Source organism: Amycolatopsis sp. NBC_01307, assembly GCF_035975215.1.
Taxonomy (GTDB): domain Bacteria; phylum Actinomycetota; class Actinomycetes; order Mycobacteriales; family Pseudonocardiaceae; genus Amycolatopsis.
The window spans coordinates 3,406,662-3,425,312 of record NZ_CP108403.1; the positions used below are offsets into that span (position 1 = coordinate 3,406,662).

At 73.0% G+C, this 18,651-nt stretch carries 2 protein-coding genes; both read right to left on the reverse strand.

The features are described 5' to 3' along the window. Window positions 1-49 precede the first annotated feature (49 nt). Window positions 50-460, reverse strand: a complete 411-nt coding sequence (gene panD, locus OG439_RS14165; RefSeq protein ID WP_326949814.1) for an aspartate 1-decarboxylase — start codon at window positions 458-460, stop codon at window positions 50-52. Next, window positions 460-18,600 (reverse strand): non-ribosomal peptide synthase/polyketide synthase, encoded by an 18,141-nt coding sequence (locus tag OG439_RS14170; RefSeq protein WP_442792333.1) that lies wholly within the window; start codon window positions 18,598-18,600, stop codon window positions 460-462. Before OG439_RS14170 ends, panD begins: the two co-directional genes overlap by 1 nt. Window positions 18,601-18,651 lie beyond the last annotated feature (51 nt).

Sequence of the window (18,651 nt, forward strand, 5' to 3'; positions counted from 1 at the left end):
CCTGTCTAACGCAACCGCCGTGGCCTACCTGTGTCCACGCCCACCTGCGTCACTTCCGACCGGACAACTGGGCTTCCGCGCCAGGAACCGGCTCGGCGGGGTCGTGTCCCAGGTGGACCTGGCGGTTGTCGGCGTCGACGTGCACCACCCGCGGCCGGTGCCCGGCGCGCTCGGTCTCGTGGACCTGGGCGTAGGTGATGATGATGACCAGGTCGCCGGGGTGCACCAGGTGCGCGGCCGCGCCGTTGATCCCGATCACGCCGGTCCCGGGCTCGCCGGTGATCGCGTAGGTCTCCAGGCGGGCGCCGTTGGTGATGTCGACGATCTGGACCTGCTCGCCTTCGACGATGTCCGCGGCGGCCATCAGGTCCGCGTCGATGGTCAGGGAGCCGACGTAGTGCAGGTCGGCCTGGGTCACCGTGGCGCGGTGGATCTTGGCGTTCATCAGGGTGCGGTGCATCAGTTTCCTCGCGTCTCGGTATGTGTCTCGGTCAGCAGGGCGGCCAGCCCGGCCGCGGTGGGGGTGCGGAAGAACTCGGCGATCGGGAGCTCGGTCCCGGTCCGTTCGGTGATCCGGTTGCGCAGGACCACCAGCAGCATCGAATGGCCGCCGAGGGCGAACAGGTCGTCGTCGGCACCGACCGTGCCGACGTCCAGGACCTCCGCGAACACCTCGCAGAGGGTCTTCTCCAGCGGCGTCTCCGGGGCCCGGCCGCGGGCCTCCAGCTCCGGCACCGGCAGGGCCGCTTTGTCGAGCTTCCCGTTGCGCGTCACGGGGAACGCGTCCAGCGGGACGATCGCCGCGGGCACCATGTACTCCGGCAGCGTGCGGGCCACGAACTCCCGCAGCCGCCGGGGATCCGCGGACGCCGGTGTCGTGTACGCGACCAGCCGCTTGTCCCCCGGCCGGTCCTCGCGGACGATCACGAGCGCCTGGCCGACGTCGTCGTGCCGGGTCAGCGCCGTCTCGATCTCGCCCGGCTCGATCCGGAAGCCGCGGACCTTCACCTGGTCGTCGGTGCGGCCGAGGTACTCGAGCTGGCCGTCCGGGCGCCAGCGCACCAGGTCGCCGGTGCGGTACATCCGCTCCCCCGGCGGCCCGAACGGGTCCGCGACGAACCGGTCCGCGGTGAGCGCGGGCCGGTCGTGGTAGCCGCGGGCGAGCCCGGCGCCGGCCAGGTACAGCTCGCCGGGCACGCCGGCCGGGACCGGGGTGAGCCCGCCGTCGAGGACGTAGGCCCGGGCGTTGTGCACCGGACGGCCGACCACCGGCCGCTCGCTGTCCGCGACCCGGCCGACCAGGGCGTCCACGGTGGCCTCCGTCGGGCCGTACAGGTTGTACGCCTCGGTGCCCGGGAACGACCGCAGCTCTTCCCACAGCGACTGGGAAACCGCCTCACCACCCACACCGACCACGCCCAGGGCGCACGAACCGTCCTCGACCACCCCGGCCGCCGCCAGCTGCGCGAAGTGTGACGGCGTCAGCTCGAGGAAGTCGAGGCCGCGCTCGCGCACCACCGCGGCGAGGCGGTCCGGGTCGCGGCGGGTGTCGTCGTCGACGACGTGCACCTCGTGGCCGTCCAGCATCCACAGCTGGGGCTGCCATGACGCGTCGAAGAAGAACGCCCACGCGTGCCCGATCCGCAGCGCCCGTCCGCCCGCCGCGGCGACGGCCAGGCGGTAGAGCGTCTCGCGGTGGCTGTGGAACAGGTTCACCAGCCCGGAGTGCGGGATGACGACGCCCTTGGGCTTGCCCGTCGAACCGGACGTGTACAGCACGTACGCCGGGTTCGCGGGTGCCGGCGGGATCAGCTGAGCCGCACTGTCCACAATGTCCTCGACGAACAACACCCCCTCCCCCGGGATGCGAGACCCGAGAGATCGGCTGGTCAGGACCAGCGTCGCACCGGAGTCGGCGAGGACCGCCGCGATCCGGTCCGCCGGCTGGTCCGGGTCCACCGGCAGGTACGCCGCGCCCGACTTGAACACGCCGAAGATCGCCTCGACGACCGCCGCCGAGCGCGGCAGCACCAGGGCCACCACCCGCTCGGGCCCGGCACCGTGCGCCGCCAGCCGGCGAGCCAGCCGGTCGGTCCGCGCGGCGAACTCGCGGAAGGTGACGCTCTCGTGCGCGTCGCTCAGCGCCGTCGCGTCCGGGGTCGCCGCCACCTGCGCGGCCAGCCGGTCGACGACCGTCGGCGCCGCCGTGGTCACCGGCGCGCCGGTGCCCCACTCGCCGAGGATCCGTTGCCGCTCAAGCGGTTCCAGGACGTCGATCCGGCTCAGCGGCCGGTCCGGGTCGGCGACGACGGCGCTCATCAGCCGCACCAGGCGCTCGGTGAGCGTCCGGGCGGTCGGCTCGTCGAACAGGTCGAGGCTGAACTCGAGGTCGCCCTCGATGCCGTCGGGCGTTTCGACCAGGTCGAACGACAGGTCGAACTTCGCCTGCCGCAGCCCGGTGTCGCGGTAGGCCGCGTCGAGCCCGAGCAGCTTTTCCGGCTCGGAACCCGAGTGGTAGACCGCGAGCATGACCTGGAACAGCGGGTGCCGGGCCAGGGACCGGGCCGGGTTGAGCAGCTCGACGAGGTGCTCGAACGGCAGGTCCTGGTGGGCGTACGCGGCCAGGTCGGCCTCGCGGACCCGGGCGAGCAGCTCGCGGAACGTCGGGTCGCCCTCGGTGTCCGTGCGCAGCACGAGCGTGTTGACGAAGAACCCGGCCAGGTCCTCCAGTGCGTGGTCCATCCGGCCGGCCACCGGGGTGCCGAGCGGGATGTCGGTGCCCGCGCCGAGCCGGGTCAGCAACGCGGCCAGCGCCGCCTGCAGGACCATGAACGTGCTGGTGTCGCTGCCGTGGGCGAGGTCGCGCAGGCCGCGGTGCACCTCGCCGGACACGGTGAACGGCACCGCCGCGCCGCGGTTGGTCGAGCGCGCCGGGCGGGGCCGGTCCGCCGGGAGGGCCAGCTCGTCCGGGATGCCGGCGAGGGTGTCGCGCCAGAACGCCGCTTGCCGGCCGAGCAGGCTGTCCGGGTCGTCGGCACGGCCGAACATCTCGCGCTGCCACAGCGTGTAGTCGGCGTACTGCACCGGCAACGGCGTCCACTGTGGACGCTCACCGCGCCGACGGGCGGCGTACGCGGTGTCCAGGTCGCGCTTCAGCGGCGGGAGTGACCAGCCGTCGCCCGCGATGTGGTGCACCAGCAGCACGAACACGTGCCGCTCCGGCCCGGCGGAGACGAGCGTGGCCCGCACCGGGATCTCGGCGTCGAGGGTGAAGCAGTACGACGCCGCCGCGACGACGCTGTCCGCGAGGTCCGCTTCGGCCACCGTCTCGGTGACCAGCACCGGGCGGGCGCGTTCGTCGCCGGCGTTCAGCACGATCTGCCGCGGCGTGCCGTGGTCCTCGGCGAGGACCGTCCGGAGGATTTCGTGGCGGGCCACGACGTCGCCGAGCGCCGCCCGCAGCGCGTCGGCGTCGACCGGGCCGGTCAGCTCCCACGCCCACGGGATGTTGTAGGTCGCGGACAGGCCGTCCAGGCGATCGAGGAACCACAGGCGCTGCTGGGCGAACGACAGCGGCAGGACCTCCGGCCGCGACACCGGCACCAGCGCCGGACGGCTGCTGCGGCCGGGATCGAGCAGCTCGGCGAGCCGGGCCGGGGTCGGCGCGTCGAACACCGCCCGGATCGGCACCTCGACGCCGAGCAGCGCGCGGATGCGGCTGACCAGGCGCGTCGCCAGCAGCGAGTGGCCGCCGAGGGTGAAGAACCCGTCGTCGGGACCGACCGACCCGACGCCGAGGACGTCGGCGAAGAGTGCGCACAGCGCCTGCTCGGCCGGGGTCCGCGCGGCGCGGCCGGTGGTGCGGGCCTCCGGGGCCGGGAGGGCGCGGCGGTCGAGCTTGCCGTTGGCGTTCACCGGCAGTTCCGGCAGCACGACGATCGCCGAGGGCACGAGGTACTCCGGCAGCCGCGCGGCGGCCAGGGTCCGCAGGGCCGCCGGGTCGGGGCGGTCGCCCACGACGTAGGCCACGAGGCGGTTCTCGCGGGCGATCACGACCGCGCGGGCCACCGACGGGTCGGCCGTCAGCACGGCTTCGACCTCGCCCGGCTCGACGCGGAAGCCGCGGATCTTGATCTGCTGGTCGGCGCGGCCGAGGAACTCCAGCGCGCCGTCCGGACGTCGCCGGACGAGGTCGCCGGTGCGGTACATCCGCTCCCCCGGCTCGAATGGCGAGGCCACGAACCGTTCCGCGCTCAACGCGGGACGGCCGAGGTAGCCCCGGGCGAGCCCGGCCCCGGCCAGGTACAGCTCGCCCCGCACGCCCGGCGGCACCGGCCGCAACGCGGCGTCGAGGACGTGCGCGCGGGTGTTCGCGACGGGCCGTCCGATGGCCACAGGCCCGCAGACCTGCGCCAGGCTGTCGCCCGCGACTTCCGAGCAGCCGTACAGGTTCACCAGCTTCGCCGACGGCCAGCGCCGGGCCACCTTCTCGGCCAGCGCCGCGGAAAGCGGCTCACCGCTGGTGATCCAGGTCGTGACCGAATCGACGGCGGTGTCTTCCACGTCTTCCACGAAGGTGTCGAGCAGGCTGGGCACCACGGTCAGCACCTGGGCGCCGCTGCGGCGCACCAGTTCGGCGAGGGCGTGCGGGTCGGTGGCCGTCACGTCGTCGGCGAGGACCACCGGCTCGCCCGCGACGAGCCCGCCGAGCAGCTCGGTCGAGCCGTCGATGAACGTCAACGCGCTCTTCGCCACGCGCACGCCCGGGGCGAGGTCCCGACCCCAGTGCAGCCGGTTGGCCAGCGCCAGCTGGGTGCCCGCGACCGCCTTCGGCCGTCCGGTCGAGCCGGACGTGAAGATCACGTACGCCGGATTGTCCGGCCTGATCTCCGGCCACGCGGCCGGTTCCGCCGCGGTCTCGTCGGGCCGCACCAGGCGATTGCCGAACCCGTCGTGGGCGACGACCAGGTGCGGTGCCGCGTCGGTGAGCATCAGCTCGACACGCTCGGCCGGGTGATTCAGGTCCAGCGGGAGGTAGGCGGCGCCGGTCTTCAGGACCGCCAGGAGCGCGGTCACCAACTCGACCGACCGCGGGAGCGCGACGGCCACGACCCGCTCCGGCCCGGCACCCCGTGCGAGCAGCGCACGGGCAAACGCCGTCGCCCGGGCGTCCAGGTCGGCGTAGGTCAGGTGCTGCGTGCCGAAGATCAGCGCCGTGGCGTCCGGGGTGCGGGCCACCTGGGCGGCGAACAGCCCGGCCGTCGTCCCGGCCGGGAGTGGCGTGGCGATCTCGGCGTGGCCGAGCTGCTCGTGCTCGGCGTCGGTGAGCAGGTCGATCGCGCCGATCCGGGTGTCCGGGTCGGCGACGGCCGCGCGCAGCAACGCGCGGAGCCGCCCCAGGATCGCTTCGACGCCGGAGCGGTCGAAGACGTCGCTGTTGTACTCGGCGGTGCCGCGGATCCCGGTCTGGTTGCCGGGCCGCTCGCCGACGAAGAGCGTCAGGTCGGCGCGGGCGGTGCCGGTGCGGACCGGCTCCTCCTCCACGGTCAGGCCCGGCAGCCCGAGGTCGGCGACGGCGTTGTTCTGCCAAGCGAGCATCGTCTGGAACAGCGGCGCGTACGCCAGCGAGCGGACCGGGTTGAGCACCTCCACCAGGCGTTCGAACGGGACGTCCTGGTGCGCGTAGGCGTCGAGGCTGCGGTCGCGCACCCGGGCGACGAGGTCGCGGAACGACGGGTCGCCGTCGGTGCCGACGCGCAGGACCAGGGTGTTGACGAAGAACCCGACGAGGTAGTCGAGGGCCTGGTCGGTGCGGCCGGCGATGGACGTGCCGATCGGGACGTCGGTGCCCGCGCCGAGCCGCGTCAGGACGGCGGTGAGGCCGGCGTGCACGACCATGAACACGCTGGCGCCGCACGCGCGGGCCAGGTCGACGAGTCCGCTGTGGAGGTCGGCGTCCCAGCCGAACGAGAACTGTTCGCCCTGGTAGGACGTTTCCGCCGGGTGCGGCCGGTCAGTCGGCAGCTCGATGCGTTCCGGCAGGTCCGCGAGCGTCTCGCGCCAGTAGGCCAGCTGCGGTTCGATGACCTGCTCGCCGAGGACGTCGCGCTGCCACAGCGTGTAGTCCGCGTACTGCACCGGCAATGGCGTCCACTCGGGACGTTCGCCGGCACGGCGGGCGGTGTAGGCCGTGGCGAGGTCGCGCCACAGCGGCGCGGTCGACCAGCCGTCCGAGGCGATGTGGTGGAAGACCAGCGCCAGGACGTGTTCCCGGGCACCCAGCCGCAGCAGCTCCGCGCGCAACGGGACTTCCGACTCCAGCTCGAACACCGTCCGGGCCACTTCGGACACCGCGTCGGCGAGGTTCGCTTCGGTGACGTCGCGGGTGTGCAGCGGGATCTCGACGTCGTCGAGGATCAGCTGGCGGGCTTCGCCGTCGATCTCCGGGAACACGGTCCGCAGGGCTTCGTGCCGCTCGACGACGTCGGACAGTGCGGCCTGCAGGGCGGTGACGTCGAGGTCGCCGGTGAGCCGGACCGCGGTCGGCATGTTGTACGTCGCCGACGGACCTTCCAGCCGGTGCAGGAACCACAGCCGCTGCTGGGCGAACGACAGCGGCAAGAGGTCGGGCCGCGGGTCGGCGCGCACGAGGGCGGGCCGGGCGACCGACGAGTCCAGTGTGGACAGCAGGGCGGCGAGCCCGGCCACGGTCGGCGTCTCGAACACCGACCGCACCTGCAGCTCGACGCCGAACACCGCGCGCAGCCGCGCGACCAGCCGCGTCGCCATCAGCGAGTGGCCGCCGAGGGCGAAGAAGTCGTCGTCGACGCCGATGGCGACAGTGTTGACTACCTCAGCGAAGAGGCCGCACAGGACTTCCTCGACCGGGGTGCGCGGGGCGCGTCCGGCGGTGGCTTCCTGCTTGTCCGGGCTCGGCAGCGCACGCCGGTCGAGCTTGCCGGAGGCGAGCAGCGGCAGCCGGTCCAGCACGACGAACGCCGACGGCACCATGTACTGCGGCAGCCGGTCGCGGACGTGCGCCCGCAGCGCCGCCACCAGCGCACTCGTGTCGCGCTGGCCCGCCGGGTGATTGCCCAGGGTGCCGAGCGAGGCCCGCACCGGGCGGGCGCGATGGATCCGCACCGGGTCGCCGGTGGTGAACACGACCTCCAGCGCGCCCTCCTGCGCCGTAACGGTCGGGTACACCCGATAACCCAGACGCGAGCCCAGTTCCTGCAACGTCTCGGGGTCCACACCGGACGGCTCACCATCCAAAGCGGACAACGCCGCGTCCGCGTCGCCCGCGGCCAGCGCGGCGACGGCGGCCAGCTCGCCGGACAGGCGGGCGTTCGGCACCCCGGTGACGCGCAGCCGGGCCGGACCCTCGGTCAGCAGCCGCTCCAGCTCCGCGACGAACTCGAACGTGACGACCTGCTCGTCGACCGGAGCCGGTTTCGGCGCCTTCCGCAGGACGACGTCGTAGCGGTGCCGGGTCAGCTCGTTGTGCGCGTGGCCGCGCTTGAACCACAGGTCGACGTCGTCGAAGCCGTCCAGCTCGCGGGCCACCGCGGTGAAGAAGTCCGGGTCGAGGACGAGTTCGCCGTCACGCGCGACGGCCTGGTCGACCGCGGCGACGCTCCGGCGGCCGTGCCGCAGCTCGGTCGCCGTGCGGAACGCCCGCAGCGAGCGCAGGTTGCGGATGTCGCCGAGGAAGAGCACGCCACCGGGCCGGACGCGCGCGGCGGCGGTCCGGATGACCTCGGCGAGGTAGTCGACGCTCGGGAAGTACTGCGCGACGGAGTTGACGATCACGGTGTCGAACTGCTCGTCCGGCAACTCGCCGAGGTCGTGCGCCGGCCGGGCCGCGACGTGCACCTTGCCCGCCAGGTCGGGGCGTCCGGCCAGCTCGCGGCGCAGGTTGGCGATCGCCTTCTCGGACAGGTCGACGCCCCAGTACGCCTCGGCGTCCGGCGCGATCCGGGAGAGAATGAGCCCACTGCCGACGCCGATCTCGAGCACGCGCTTCGGCCGCAGCGCCTGGATGCGCTCGATCGTCGCCGCGTGCCACTCGCGCATCTCGCCGAGGGGGATCTCCGAGCCGTCGTAACTGGAGTTCCACCCGGTGAAGTTCTCCTCCAGGCCGCCGGACGCGGCGTCGTCGAAGACGTTCTCGTGCAGTTCGCGCCACTCGCCGACGTGGTCCAGCTCGGCTTCTTCGTCGCGGCTCGCGGCCGGGACGGCGTAGGCGATGAGCCGCCCGTCCTGGGCCAGCACGACGGACTGCGCGACGGCCGGGTGCTCGGTGATGACGGCTTCGATCTCACCCGGTTCGATGCGGTAACCGCGGATCTTGACCTGGTCGTCGGCCCGGCCCAGGAAGACGAGACGGCCGTCCGGCAGCCATTTCACCAGGTCACCGGTCCGGTAGAGCCGCCCGCCCGAACCGAACGGGTCGGCGACGAATCGCTCCGACGTCAGCCCTGCACGGCCCAGGTACCCGCGGGCCAGGCCGGAGCCGGCGAGGTACAGCTCCCCCACCACGCCCGGCGGGACCGGCCGCAGTCCGGCGTCGAGGACGTACGCCCGCGTCCCCGGGTCGGGGATGCCGATGGGCACGACGGTCGCGTCGGCGAGTTCGACCGGGTCGCTCTCGCCGAGCGTCGAGTTGGTGGTCGCCTCGGTCGGGCCGTAGGCGTTGAACATCCGCCGGCCCGGCGCCCAGCGTCGGATCAGCTCCGGCGACACGCGCTCGGTGCCCGCGAGCAGGACGCTGTCGCGCGGCAGGTCGCAGTCCGCCGGCATCGCGTCGAGCAGCGCGGGCGGGAGGATCATGAAGTCCGCGCCGTGCTCGTGCGCGTACTCGGTCAGCGCGGGTCCGGCGACCCGGCGCTCGGCCGGGACGACGATCAGGCGGCCGCCGGAGAGCAGGCCGAGGCAGAGGTCCCAGAAGGCGACGTCGAAGCTCGGCGACGCGAACTGCAGCACGCGGCTGTGCGGGCCGATCCCGAACCGCTCGACCTGCGTCGCGACGAGCTTCGCGACGCCGGAGTGCTGCAGCACAACGCCCTTGGGACGGCCGGACGAGCCGGACGTGTAGATCACGTACGCCGCGTTCTCGGGTATCACCGCCACGGCCGGGTCCACAGTGGACATCGAAGTGAGCGCCGGGTCGTCCAGGAAGACGCGCGGCACGTCGGCGGGCAGCTTGCCGTCGATCTCGCGCGTGGTCACCACGCACACCGGCTTGGCGTCGGAGACCATGAACGCGATCCGGTCACCCGGGTAGTCGACGTCGACCGGCAGGTAGGCAGCACCCGCCTTGAGCACGGCCAGCTCCGCGACGATCATCTCGACCGACCGCGGCACGGCCAGCGCGACGACCTTCTCGAGCCCGGCCCCGCGCTCGATCAGCAGGTGCGCGAGCTGGTTGGCCCGCACGTCGAGGTCGGCGTAGGTCAGCTCGACGTCCTCGAATACCAGCGCCACCGCGTCCGGGGCCTCCCGGACCCGCTGGGCGAACATCCCGGGGAACGTCTCCGTGCCCGCGGGTTCGAGGCTGCCCGCCCACTGGGTCAGCACCAGATCGCGTTCGTCGCCTTCGAGGAGGTCCAGGGCGCCGACCGCACGGTCGGGCTCGGCCAGGGCCGCGCGCAGCAGGACTTCGAGACGGCGCAGGATGGCGTCGGCACCCGGGTGGTCGAAGACGTCCGCGTTGAACTCCAGGACGCCGTCGATCCCGGCTTCGCGCTCGGTCAGCGAAATCGAGAGGTCGAACTTCGACGTCCCGGTGGTCACCGGGATCTCGGTGACGGTCAGACCGGGCAGGGTGACCTCGGCGCGGGTGTTGTTCTGCCCGGCGATCATCACCTGGAACAGCGGGTGGTACGACAGCGAACGCGCCGGGTTGAGGATCTCGACCAGGCGCTCGAACGGGACGTCCTGGTGGGCGTACGCGTCGAGGTTGCGCTCGCGGACGCGGCCGACCAGGTCGCGGAACGTCGGCTCGCCCGCGGTGTCGACGCGCAGCACCAGGGTGTTGACGAAGAACCCGACGAGGTCGTCGAGGGCCTGGTCGGTGCGCCCGGCGATGGGTGAGCCGATCGGGACGTCCGGGCCCGCGCCCAGCCGCGTCAGCAGCGCGGCGAGGGCCGCGTGCACGACCATGAACACACTGGCACCGCACTCGCGGGCCACAGTGGACAGTCCGCTGTGGAGGTCGGCGTCCCAGGTGAAGGTGTGCAGTTCGCCGCGGAAGGTCGCGGTGGACGGGTGCGGCCGGTCGAGGGGCAGCTCGATCCGGTCGGGCAGGCCGTCGAGGGTGTCGCGCCAGTAGTCGAGCTGGGCGGACAGGACGCTGTCCGGGTCGTCCTCGCGGCCGAGCAGGTTCTGCTGCCACAGCGTGTAGTCCGCGTACTGCACCGGCAGCGGCGTCCACCCGGGACGCTCGCCGGCGCGGCGCGCGGTGTAGGCCGCCGCGATGTCACGCCACAGGGGCGCCATCGACCAGCCGTCGGAGGCGATGTGGTGGAACACGAGGGCCAGCACGTGCTCGCCGTCGTCGAGTCGCAGCAGTTCCGCGCGCATCGGCGCGTGCTGTTCGAGGTCGAACGAGCCCCGGACGAGACCGGTCAGGGCGCTGTCGAGGTCGGTGACCTCACGGACCGGCAGGTCGACCGCGGACGGCGGGAGGATGTCCTGGTAGGGCACGCCGTCGTGCTGCGGGAACCGGGTCCGCAGCGCCTCGTGGCGCTCGACCACGTCGGATAGCGCGGCCCGCAGCGCGTCGACGTCCAGGTCGCCGTCGAGGCGCATGATCAGCGGCACGTTGTAGGTGGCCGAAGGGCCTTCGAGGTGGTGCAGGAACCACAGCCGCTGCTGGGCGCCCGACAGCGGGACCAGCGCCGGCCGGTCCACCGGGACCAGCGGTGGCCGGGCGGGTCCGCTGCCGGCGGAGACCAGCTCGGCCAGGCCCGCGGCGGTCGGCGTCTCGAACACCGACCGGACTTCCAGCTCGGCATTCAGGGTCGTGCGGATGCGGGCGATGAGCCGGGTGGCCAGCAGCGAGTGGCCGCCGAGGGTGAAGAAGCTGTCGTCCGGGCCGACGCGCGGCAGGCCCAGGACGTCGGCGAACAGTTCGCACAGCTGCCGTTCGACGGGCGTGCGCGGCTCGCGGTCGGATGTCGGCGCCACAGGGTCCGGCGAGGGCAGGGCGCGGCGGTCGAGCTTGCCGTTGGCCGTCACCGGGAGCGCGTCGAGCACGACGATCGCCGACGGGACCATGTGCTCGGGCAGGCTCTCGGCAGCCAGCGCGCGGAGGTCGGCGGACAGGGTGCTGATCCGGCGGAAGCGGCCGGGGTTGCCGGTGTAGGACAGCAGCGGCTCGCTTCCGGGCCGGAAGGCACCCGCGACCGAGCCGGTCGTGAACACGACGTCGACCGAGCCGTCACCTTCGGCCGACCAGGTGACGGCCGTGGTGTAGCCGTGGGCGTCGCCCAGGTCGTACCAGTCCTGCGGATTGACGCCGTCGGTGGTGCGCCCGTTCGGCACGCCGTTGATCCGGACACCACCGTCGAGCACGACGTCGTCCACTGAGGACACTTCGTTGCCCCAGGTCAATGTCCTAACCGTCGGCGCTTCGATGGGCGAAGTGTGGAGCACGACGTCGTAGCGGAACTGGGTGAGTTCGTTGACGCCACGCCCGCGCTTGACGCGGATGTCCGCCGTGACGCCCTCAAGCCCGGCGAAGAACTCCGGAGCGACCAGGAGTTCCTTCTCCCGCAACAGCGCCTGCTCGACGTCTCCCCCGCGCTGCCGGGCGACCTCGGTGTGAAACGCCCGGACCTGACGCAGGTCGCGGACGTCGCCGACGAACACGGTCCCGCCCGGGGCGAGGAGACCGAGCGCCTTCCGCAGCACATCGACCAAGTACGTCCCGCTGGGGAAGTACTGGACGACCGAGTTGAGCACGATCGTGTCGAAGTACCCGGTCGGCAGGCCGGAGACGTCGGCGGCGTCGCCGGTGCGCAGCTCGACGTAGTCCGCGAGCGCGGGGTCGGCCGCGACCCGGTCACCGAGGGACGCGATGACCTCGGCCGAGAAGTCCGTGCCCCAGTACGACTCGCAGTGCGGGGCCAGCTCGGTCAGCAGCAGGCCGGTGCCGACGCCGAGTTCCAGCACGCGCCGCGGCCGCGTCTCGCGGATCCGCGTGACGATGGCGTCGCGCCACTCGCGCATCTCGTCGCGCGGAATCGGCTCGCCGGTGTAGCTGGAGTTCCAGCCTTCGAACTCGTCGGTGGCGCCGGAGTACATCGAGTCGTACAGCTCGCGCCACTCGCCGACCTGCTCGGTCTCGTCCGTGGCCGACGCGGGGGTTTCGGCGGGCACGACGTACCCGACCAGCCGGACGTCGCCCGGCCGGTCCTCGCGGGCGACGACGACGGCGTGGGCGACGTCGTCGTGCGCGGCGAGCGTCGCGGCGATCTCGCCCGGTTCGACGCGGAAGCCGCGGATCTTGATCTGCTCGTCGCCGCGGCCGAGGAACTCCAGCACACCGTCGGCGCGGAACCGGGCGACGTCGCCGGTGCGGTACATCCGCTCCCCCGGCTCGAACGGCGAGGCGATGAACCGCTCGGCGCTCAACCCGGGACGTCCCAGGTAGCCGCGGGCGAGCTGGACCCCGGCGAGGTACAGCTCACCGGGTGTGCCCGGCGGGACCGGTCGCAGTGCCGCGTCGAGGACGTACGTGCGGGTGTTCCACACCGGACGTCCGATCGGGACGGTCGTCTCGTCGGACGAGGTGCGCCAGGACGTGACGTCGACCGAGGCTTCGGTGGGGCCGTAGAGGTTGTGCAGCTCGGCGGCCAGGACCTGCCCGAACCGCGCGACGGCCTCGGGCGGCAGCGCCTCACCACTGCACAGCACCCGCCGCAGGCTCGTGCACTCCCCCGCGGCCGGCTCCTGCAGGAAGACCTGCAGCATCGACGGGACGAAGTGGACGGTCGTGACGTCGTGCTCGCGGATCAGCCGCGCGAGGTAGGCCGGGTCCTTGTGGCCGTCGGGCCGGGCCACGACCTCGGTGGCGCCGGTGAGCAGCGGCCAGAGGAACTCCCAGACCGAGACGTCGAAGCTGGACGGCGTCTTCTGCAGCACCCGGTCGTCGCCGGTCAGGCCGTATTCGTGCTGCATCCACAGCAGGCGGTTGACGATGCCCGCGTGCGGCACGACGACGCCCTTGGGCCGGCCCGTCGAGCCGGAGGTGTAGATGACGTAGGCCGGGTTCTCCGGCCGGAGCGCGACGTCCGGGGCCTTGGCCGGGAACCCGGCCGCCGTCACGGGCTCGTCCAGCAGCAGCGCGCCGGGGACAGCGGTCTCCGTCGTGGCCAGTACCAAGGTCGGCTGGGCGTCTTCGAGCATGAAGGCGATCCGCTCGGCCGGGTAGCCGGGGTCGAGCGGCAGGTAAGCGGCGCCCGCCTTGAGCACGGCGAGAATGGCCGTGACCAGGTGCGTCGAGCGCGGAAGTGCGAGCGCGACCACCTTCTCGGGTCCCGCGCCGCGTGCGACGAGGGCCTGGGCCAGGCGGTTCGACGCGGCGTCCAGCTCGGCGTAGGTGAGCCGGTCGTCCTCGAAGACCAGGGCCGGGTGGTCCGGTGTCCGCGCGACCTGCGCGGCGAACAGCTCAGGCACGGTGATCGCGGGGACGTCCTCGACGGCGCCGGACCAGACGGCGTCCAGTCCGTCGCGCTCCGCCTCAGTCAGCACGTCCAGCGACCCGAGCCGGCGGTCCGGGGCCGAGACCACCTGGCGCAGCAGGACTTCCAGGCGCGCGAGCAGCGCGTCCACAGTGGAGCGGTCGAAGACCTCGGCGTTGAACTCGGCCTGGCCGGTGATGCCGTCGGCGTGCTCGGTCAGGGAGAACCAGAGGTCGAACTTCGCGGTGCCGGTGCCGACAGGCTGCTCGGTCACCGTCAGCCCGGGCAGCTCGACGCCGGAGCCGGGGGTGTTCTGCCAGGCCAGCATGGTCTGGAACAGCGGGTGGTGCGCCAGTGACCGCGCCGGGTTGAGCGCCTCGACGAGCCGCTCGAACGGAACGTCCTGGTGGGCGTAGGCGTCGAGGCTGCGCTCCCGGACGCGCGCGACGAGGTCGCGGAACGTCGGGTCGCCGCCGGTGTCGACGCGCAGGACGAGGGTGTTGACGAAGAAGCCGACGAGGTCGTCGAGGGCTTGGTCGGACCGGCCGGCGATGGGTGTGCCGACCGGGATGTCGGTGCCGCCGCCGAGCCGCGACAGCAGCGCGGTCAGGCCCGCGTGGACGACCATGAACGGGCTGGCGCCGCACGCGCGCGCCAGGTCGCCGAGCCCGGCCTGGAGGCCGGCGTCCCAAGCGAAGGTGAAGAACCCGCCGCGGTAGGCGGACACCGCCGGGTGCGGCCGGTCGAGCGGGAGGCTGATCCGCTCGGGCAGGTCGCGCAGGGTCGCGCGCCAGTAGTCGAGCTGGGCGGTCTCCTCGGTGGCGAGGAGTTCGCGTTGCCAGAGGGTGTAGTCGGCGTACTGGACCGGCAACGGCGTCCACTGTGGATCTTCGCCCTGCCGGCGGGCGCCGTACGCCGTGGCGATGTCACGCCACAGCGGCGACAGCGACCAGCCGTCGGCGGCGATGTGGTGCACGACGAGCACGAGGACGTGCCGGCGCGGGTCGATCGTCAGCAGCTCGGCACGGACGGGCACCCCGGCGCCGAGCTCGAAGACCTCGCGCACGAGAGCGTCCACAATGGAGTCCACCGCGGACTCGGCGACCGTCCGCACCGCCAGGTCGACCTCGCTGTCGGGCAGAACGTGCTGGTAGGCCACGCCGTCCGCGACCGGGAACACCGTCCGCAGTGCTTCGTGGCGGCCGAGGACGTCGTGCAACGCGGTCCGCAGCGCCTCGACGTCCAGCTCACCGGACAGCCGCATGACGAGCGGGACGTTGTAGGTCGCCGACCCGCCTTCGAGACCGTGCAGGAACCACAGCCGCTGCTGCGCGAACGACAGCGGGAGCCGCTCCGGCCGTTCCTCGAAGCGTTCGAGCGGACGTCGTTCGGTGCCCGACGCGGCACCGGCCAGGAGGTCCGCGAGGGCGGCCACGGTCGGCGCGTCGAAGACCGCGCGCACCGGGATGTCGGCGCCGACGGCCGCGCGGATCCGCTGGATCAGCCGCGTGGCCATCAAGGAATGCCCGCCGAGGGCGAAGAAGTCGTCGTCCGGGCCGACCCGCGGCACGCCGAGGACGTCGGCGAACAGCTCGCACAGCAGCTGCTCGACGGGGTTGCGGGGCGCGCGGCCCGGCCCGGCGGTGAACCGCTCCGGCGCCGGGAGGGCCTTGCGGTCGAGCTTGCCGGAGGCCAAGACCGGCAGCTTGTCGAGCACGACGAACGCCGTGGGCACCATGTACTGCGGCAGCCGGTCCCGCACGTGCGACCGCAGCGACGCCACCAGCGCGCCGGTCTCGCGCCGGGCGGCCGGGTTGTTGGCGTTCGACCCCGGGGCCCCCGTGCTCCGCACCGGCCGGTAGGCCGCGTCCGGTGCCGACCGGCTGAAGACGGCCTCCAGCTCGCCGGCCGACGCGGGCGTGACCGCGACGCGGTAGCCGGCCTGCTCGGCGAGCTGGTGCAGGTCCTCCGGGTCGACGCCGTCACGCACGTCCAAGGCCCGCACCGCCGCCGGGTCACCTTCGTCGAGGGCGCGAACGGCGGCCAGCTCGCCGGACAGCCGCGCGTCCGGCACGCCGGTGACGCGCAGCCGCTCCGGCGTCTCGGCGGTCAGGAACCCTTCCACCGCAGCGAGATCGCCGAACGCGATGACCTGCTCCTCGGCCGGCGACGGCCGTGGCGCCTTGCGCAGGACGACGTCGTAGCGGTGCCGCGTCAGCTCGTTGTGCGCGTCGCCGCGCTTGGCCCACAGGTCGACGTCCTCGAAGCCGTCGAGCCCGCGGGCGAGGGCCGGGAAGAAGTCGGGATCGAGGACGAGTTCGCCTTCGCGGGCGATCGCCTGGTCCACGGCGGCGACGTCACCGCGGTCGTGCCGCAGCTCGACGGCGGTCCGGAACGCGCGCAGCGAGCGGAGGTTGCGGATGTCGCCGAGGAAGATCGTGCCGCCCGGGGCGAGGAACCCGGCGGCGGTCCGGACGACGTCGGCGAGGTAGTCCGCGCTCGGGAAGTACTGGGCGACCGAGTTGACGATCACGGTGTCGAACGGCTCGTCCGGCAGCTCGCCGAGGTCGTGCGCGGGCCGCGCGGCGAGGTGGACCTTGCCCGCCAGCTCCGGCATCGCGGCGACCTCGCGCCGCACGTTCTCGACGGCGCTCTCGGAAAGGTCGACGCCCCAGTAGGTTTCGGCGTCCGGGGCAATCCGGGAGAGGATGAGCCCGCTGCCGACGCCGATCTCGAGGACCCGCTTCGGCCGCAGCGCGCGGATGCGTTCGACGGTCGCCGCGTGCCACTCGCGCATCTCGTCGAGGGGGATGTCCGAGCCGTCGTAGCTGGAGTTCCAGCCGGCGAAGTTCTCCTCGATGCCGGTGGAGCCGGCGAGCATCTCCTCGTGGACGTCGTGCCACTCGGCGACGTGGCCCTGCTCGGCCGCGCGGTCCGGGACCGGCACGGCGTAGGCGACGAGCTGCCCGTCCTGCGCGACGACGACCGACTGGCCGACGCGCGGGTGCTCGGCCAGCACGGACTCGATCTCGCCGAGTTCGATGCGGTAGCCGCGGATCTTGACCTGGTCGTCGGCCCGGCCCAGGAACACGAGACGGCCGTCCGGCAGCCATTTCACCAGGTCACCGGTGCGGTAGAGCCGTCCGCCCGAACCGAACGGGTCGGCCACGAACCGCTCCGACGTCAGCCCGGCGCGGCCCAGGTAGCCACGCGCCAAGCCGGAGCCGGCGAGGTACAGCTCCCCCACCACGCCGACCGGGACCGGCGCGAGGAACGCATCGAGCACGTACGCGCGGGTGCCGGGGTCCGGGACGCCGATCGGGACGGCCGAGCCCGGCGTGATCTCCGGGTCGCAGAGCCCGAGCGTCGAGTTGGTCGTGGCCTCGGTCGGGCCGTAGGCGTTGAACATCCGCCGGCCCGGCGCCCACCGCCGGACCAGTTCGGGTGAGACGCGCTCGGTGCCGGCGAGCAGGACGCTGTCGCGGGGCAGGTCGCAGTCTTCGGGGAACTCGGCGAGCAGCGCGGGCGGCAGGATCATGAAGTCGACGCCGTGCGCGTTCGCGTAGTCGGCCAGCTCCGGGCCGGGGACGCGCCGCTCGGCCGGGACGACCACGAGCCGTCCGCCCGACAGCAGCCCGAGGCAGAGGTCCCAGAACGCGACGTCGAAACTCGGCGACGCGAACTGCAGCACCCGGCTCCGCGGACCGATCCCGAACCGCTGGGTCTGGGTCGCGACCAGCTTCGCGACACCCGCGTGCGACACGACGACGCCCTTGGGCCGCCCGGTGGAGCCGGACGTGTAGATGACGTAGGCCGCGTTGGCCGGGACGATCGCCGCGCCCGGGTCCGTCGCCGGCGCGTCGGCCAGGGACGTCTCGTCGAGCAGGAGGACGTCGCCGTCGAACCGGTCGGCCAGTTCGCTCGTCGTCACCACGCACACCGGGCCGGCGTCGGCGACCATGAACGTGATCCGCTCGGCCGGGTAGTCCTGGTCGAGCGGCAGGTAGGCGGCGCCGGCCTTGAGGACGGCCAGCTCCGCCACGATCATCTCGACCGACCGCGGCACGGCCAGCGCGACCACGCGCTCGGGCCCGGCGCCGCGGCCGATGAGGACGTGCGCGAGCCGGTTCGCCCGCGCGTCCAGCTCGGCGTAGGTGATCTCGACGTCCTCGAAGACCAGCGCGACGGAGCCTGGCGCCTCACGTACGCGGGCGGCGAACAGCTCCGGCAGCGTCGACAGCGGCGTGTCGAGGTCGGTGGCGTTCCAGTCGTCGAGCATCCGGCGCAGTTCCGGCTCCGGCACCAGGTCGAGCCGCGCGACCGGCCACTGTGGACGTTCCAGCGCGGCGACGAGGAGGTGTTCGAGGTGGCCGAGCATGCGGTCCACAGTGGACTCTTCGAGGACGTCGCCGCGGTAGCGCGCCTCGAGGACGCCGTCACCGAGGTCGACCACCAGGTCGAGCGGCAAGGTCGTCTCGGCGGCGAAGCCGACGTTGACCAGCACCGAGCCGCCACGACCGCGTTCTGGCTGCAGCTCGCCGACCAGGTCGTCGAACGGCACCTCGTGCGCCACGGCCTCCTCGCGAGCCGCCCGCACGCGCGCGACGATGTCGTCGAAGCCGGGCGCGCCGCCCAGGTCGACGCGCAGCGGAACCAGCGAGCCGATGCCGAGCACGACGTCGGCCGTGCCGGTGTACCGGTGCAGCAGGACGACGAAGGCCGACAGCACGAGCAGGTCCGCGTCGTCGCCCAGCGACAGCGGCAGCTCCCGGGTCAGCCGGTCGCGCGGCGGCGCCGGCTCCGCGGGGTAGGGCCGGTCGACCGGCAGCGGCAGTTCCTTCGGCGCCGACGCGAGGCGATCACGCCAGAACCCGAGGTCCGCGACCTGCTGCACAGCGTCACCGTTGCTCACCGGTAGACCAGCCTCCCGCTGCTTGCGGCGCCCCGAACGGGGCGCGAACTT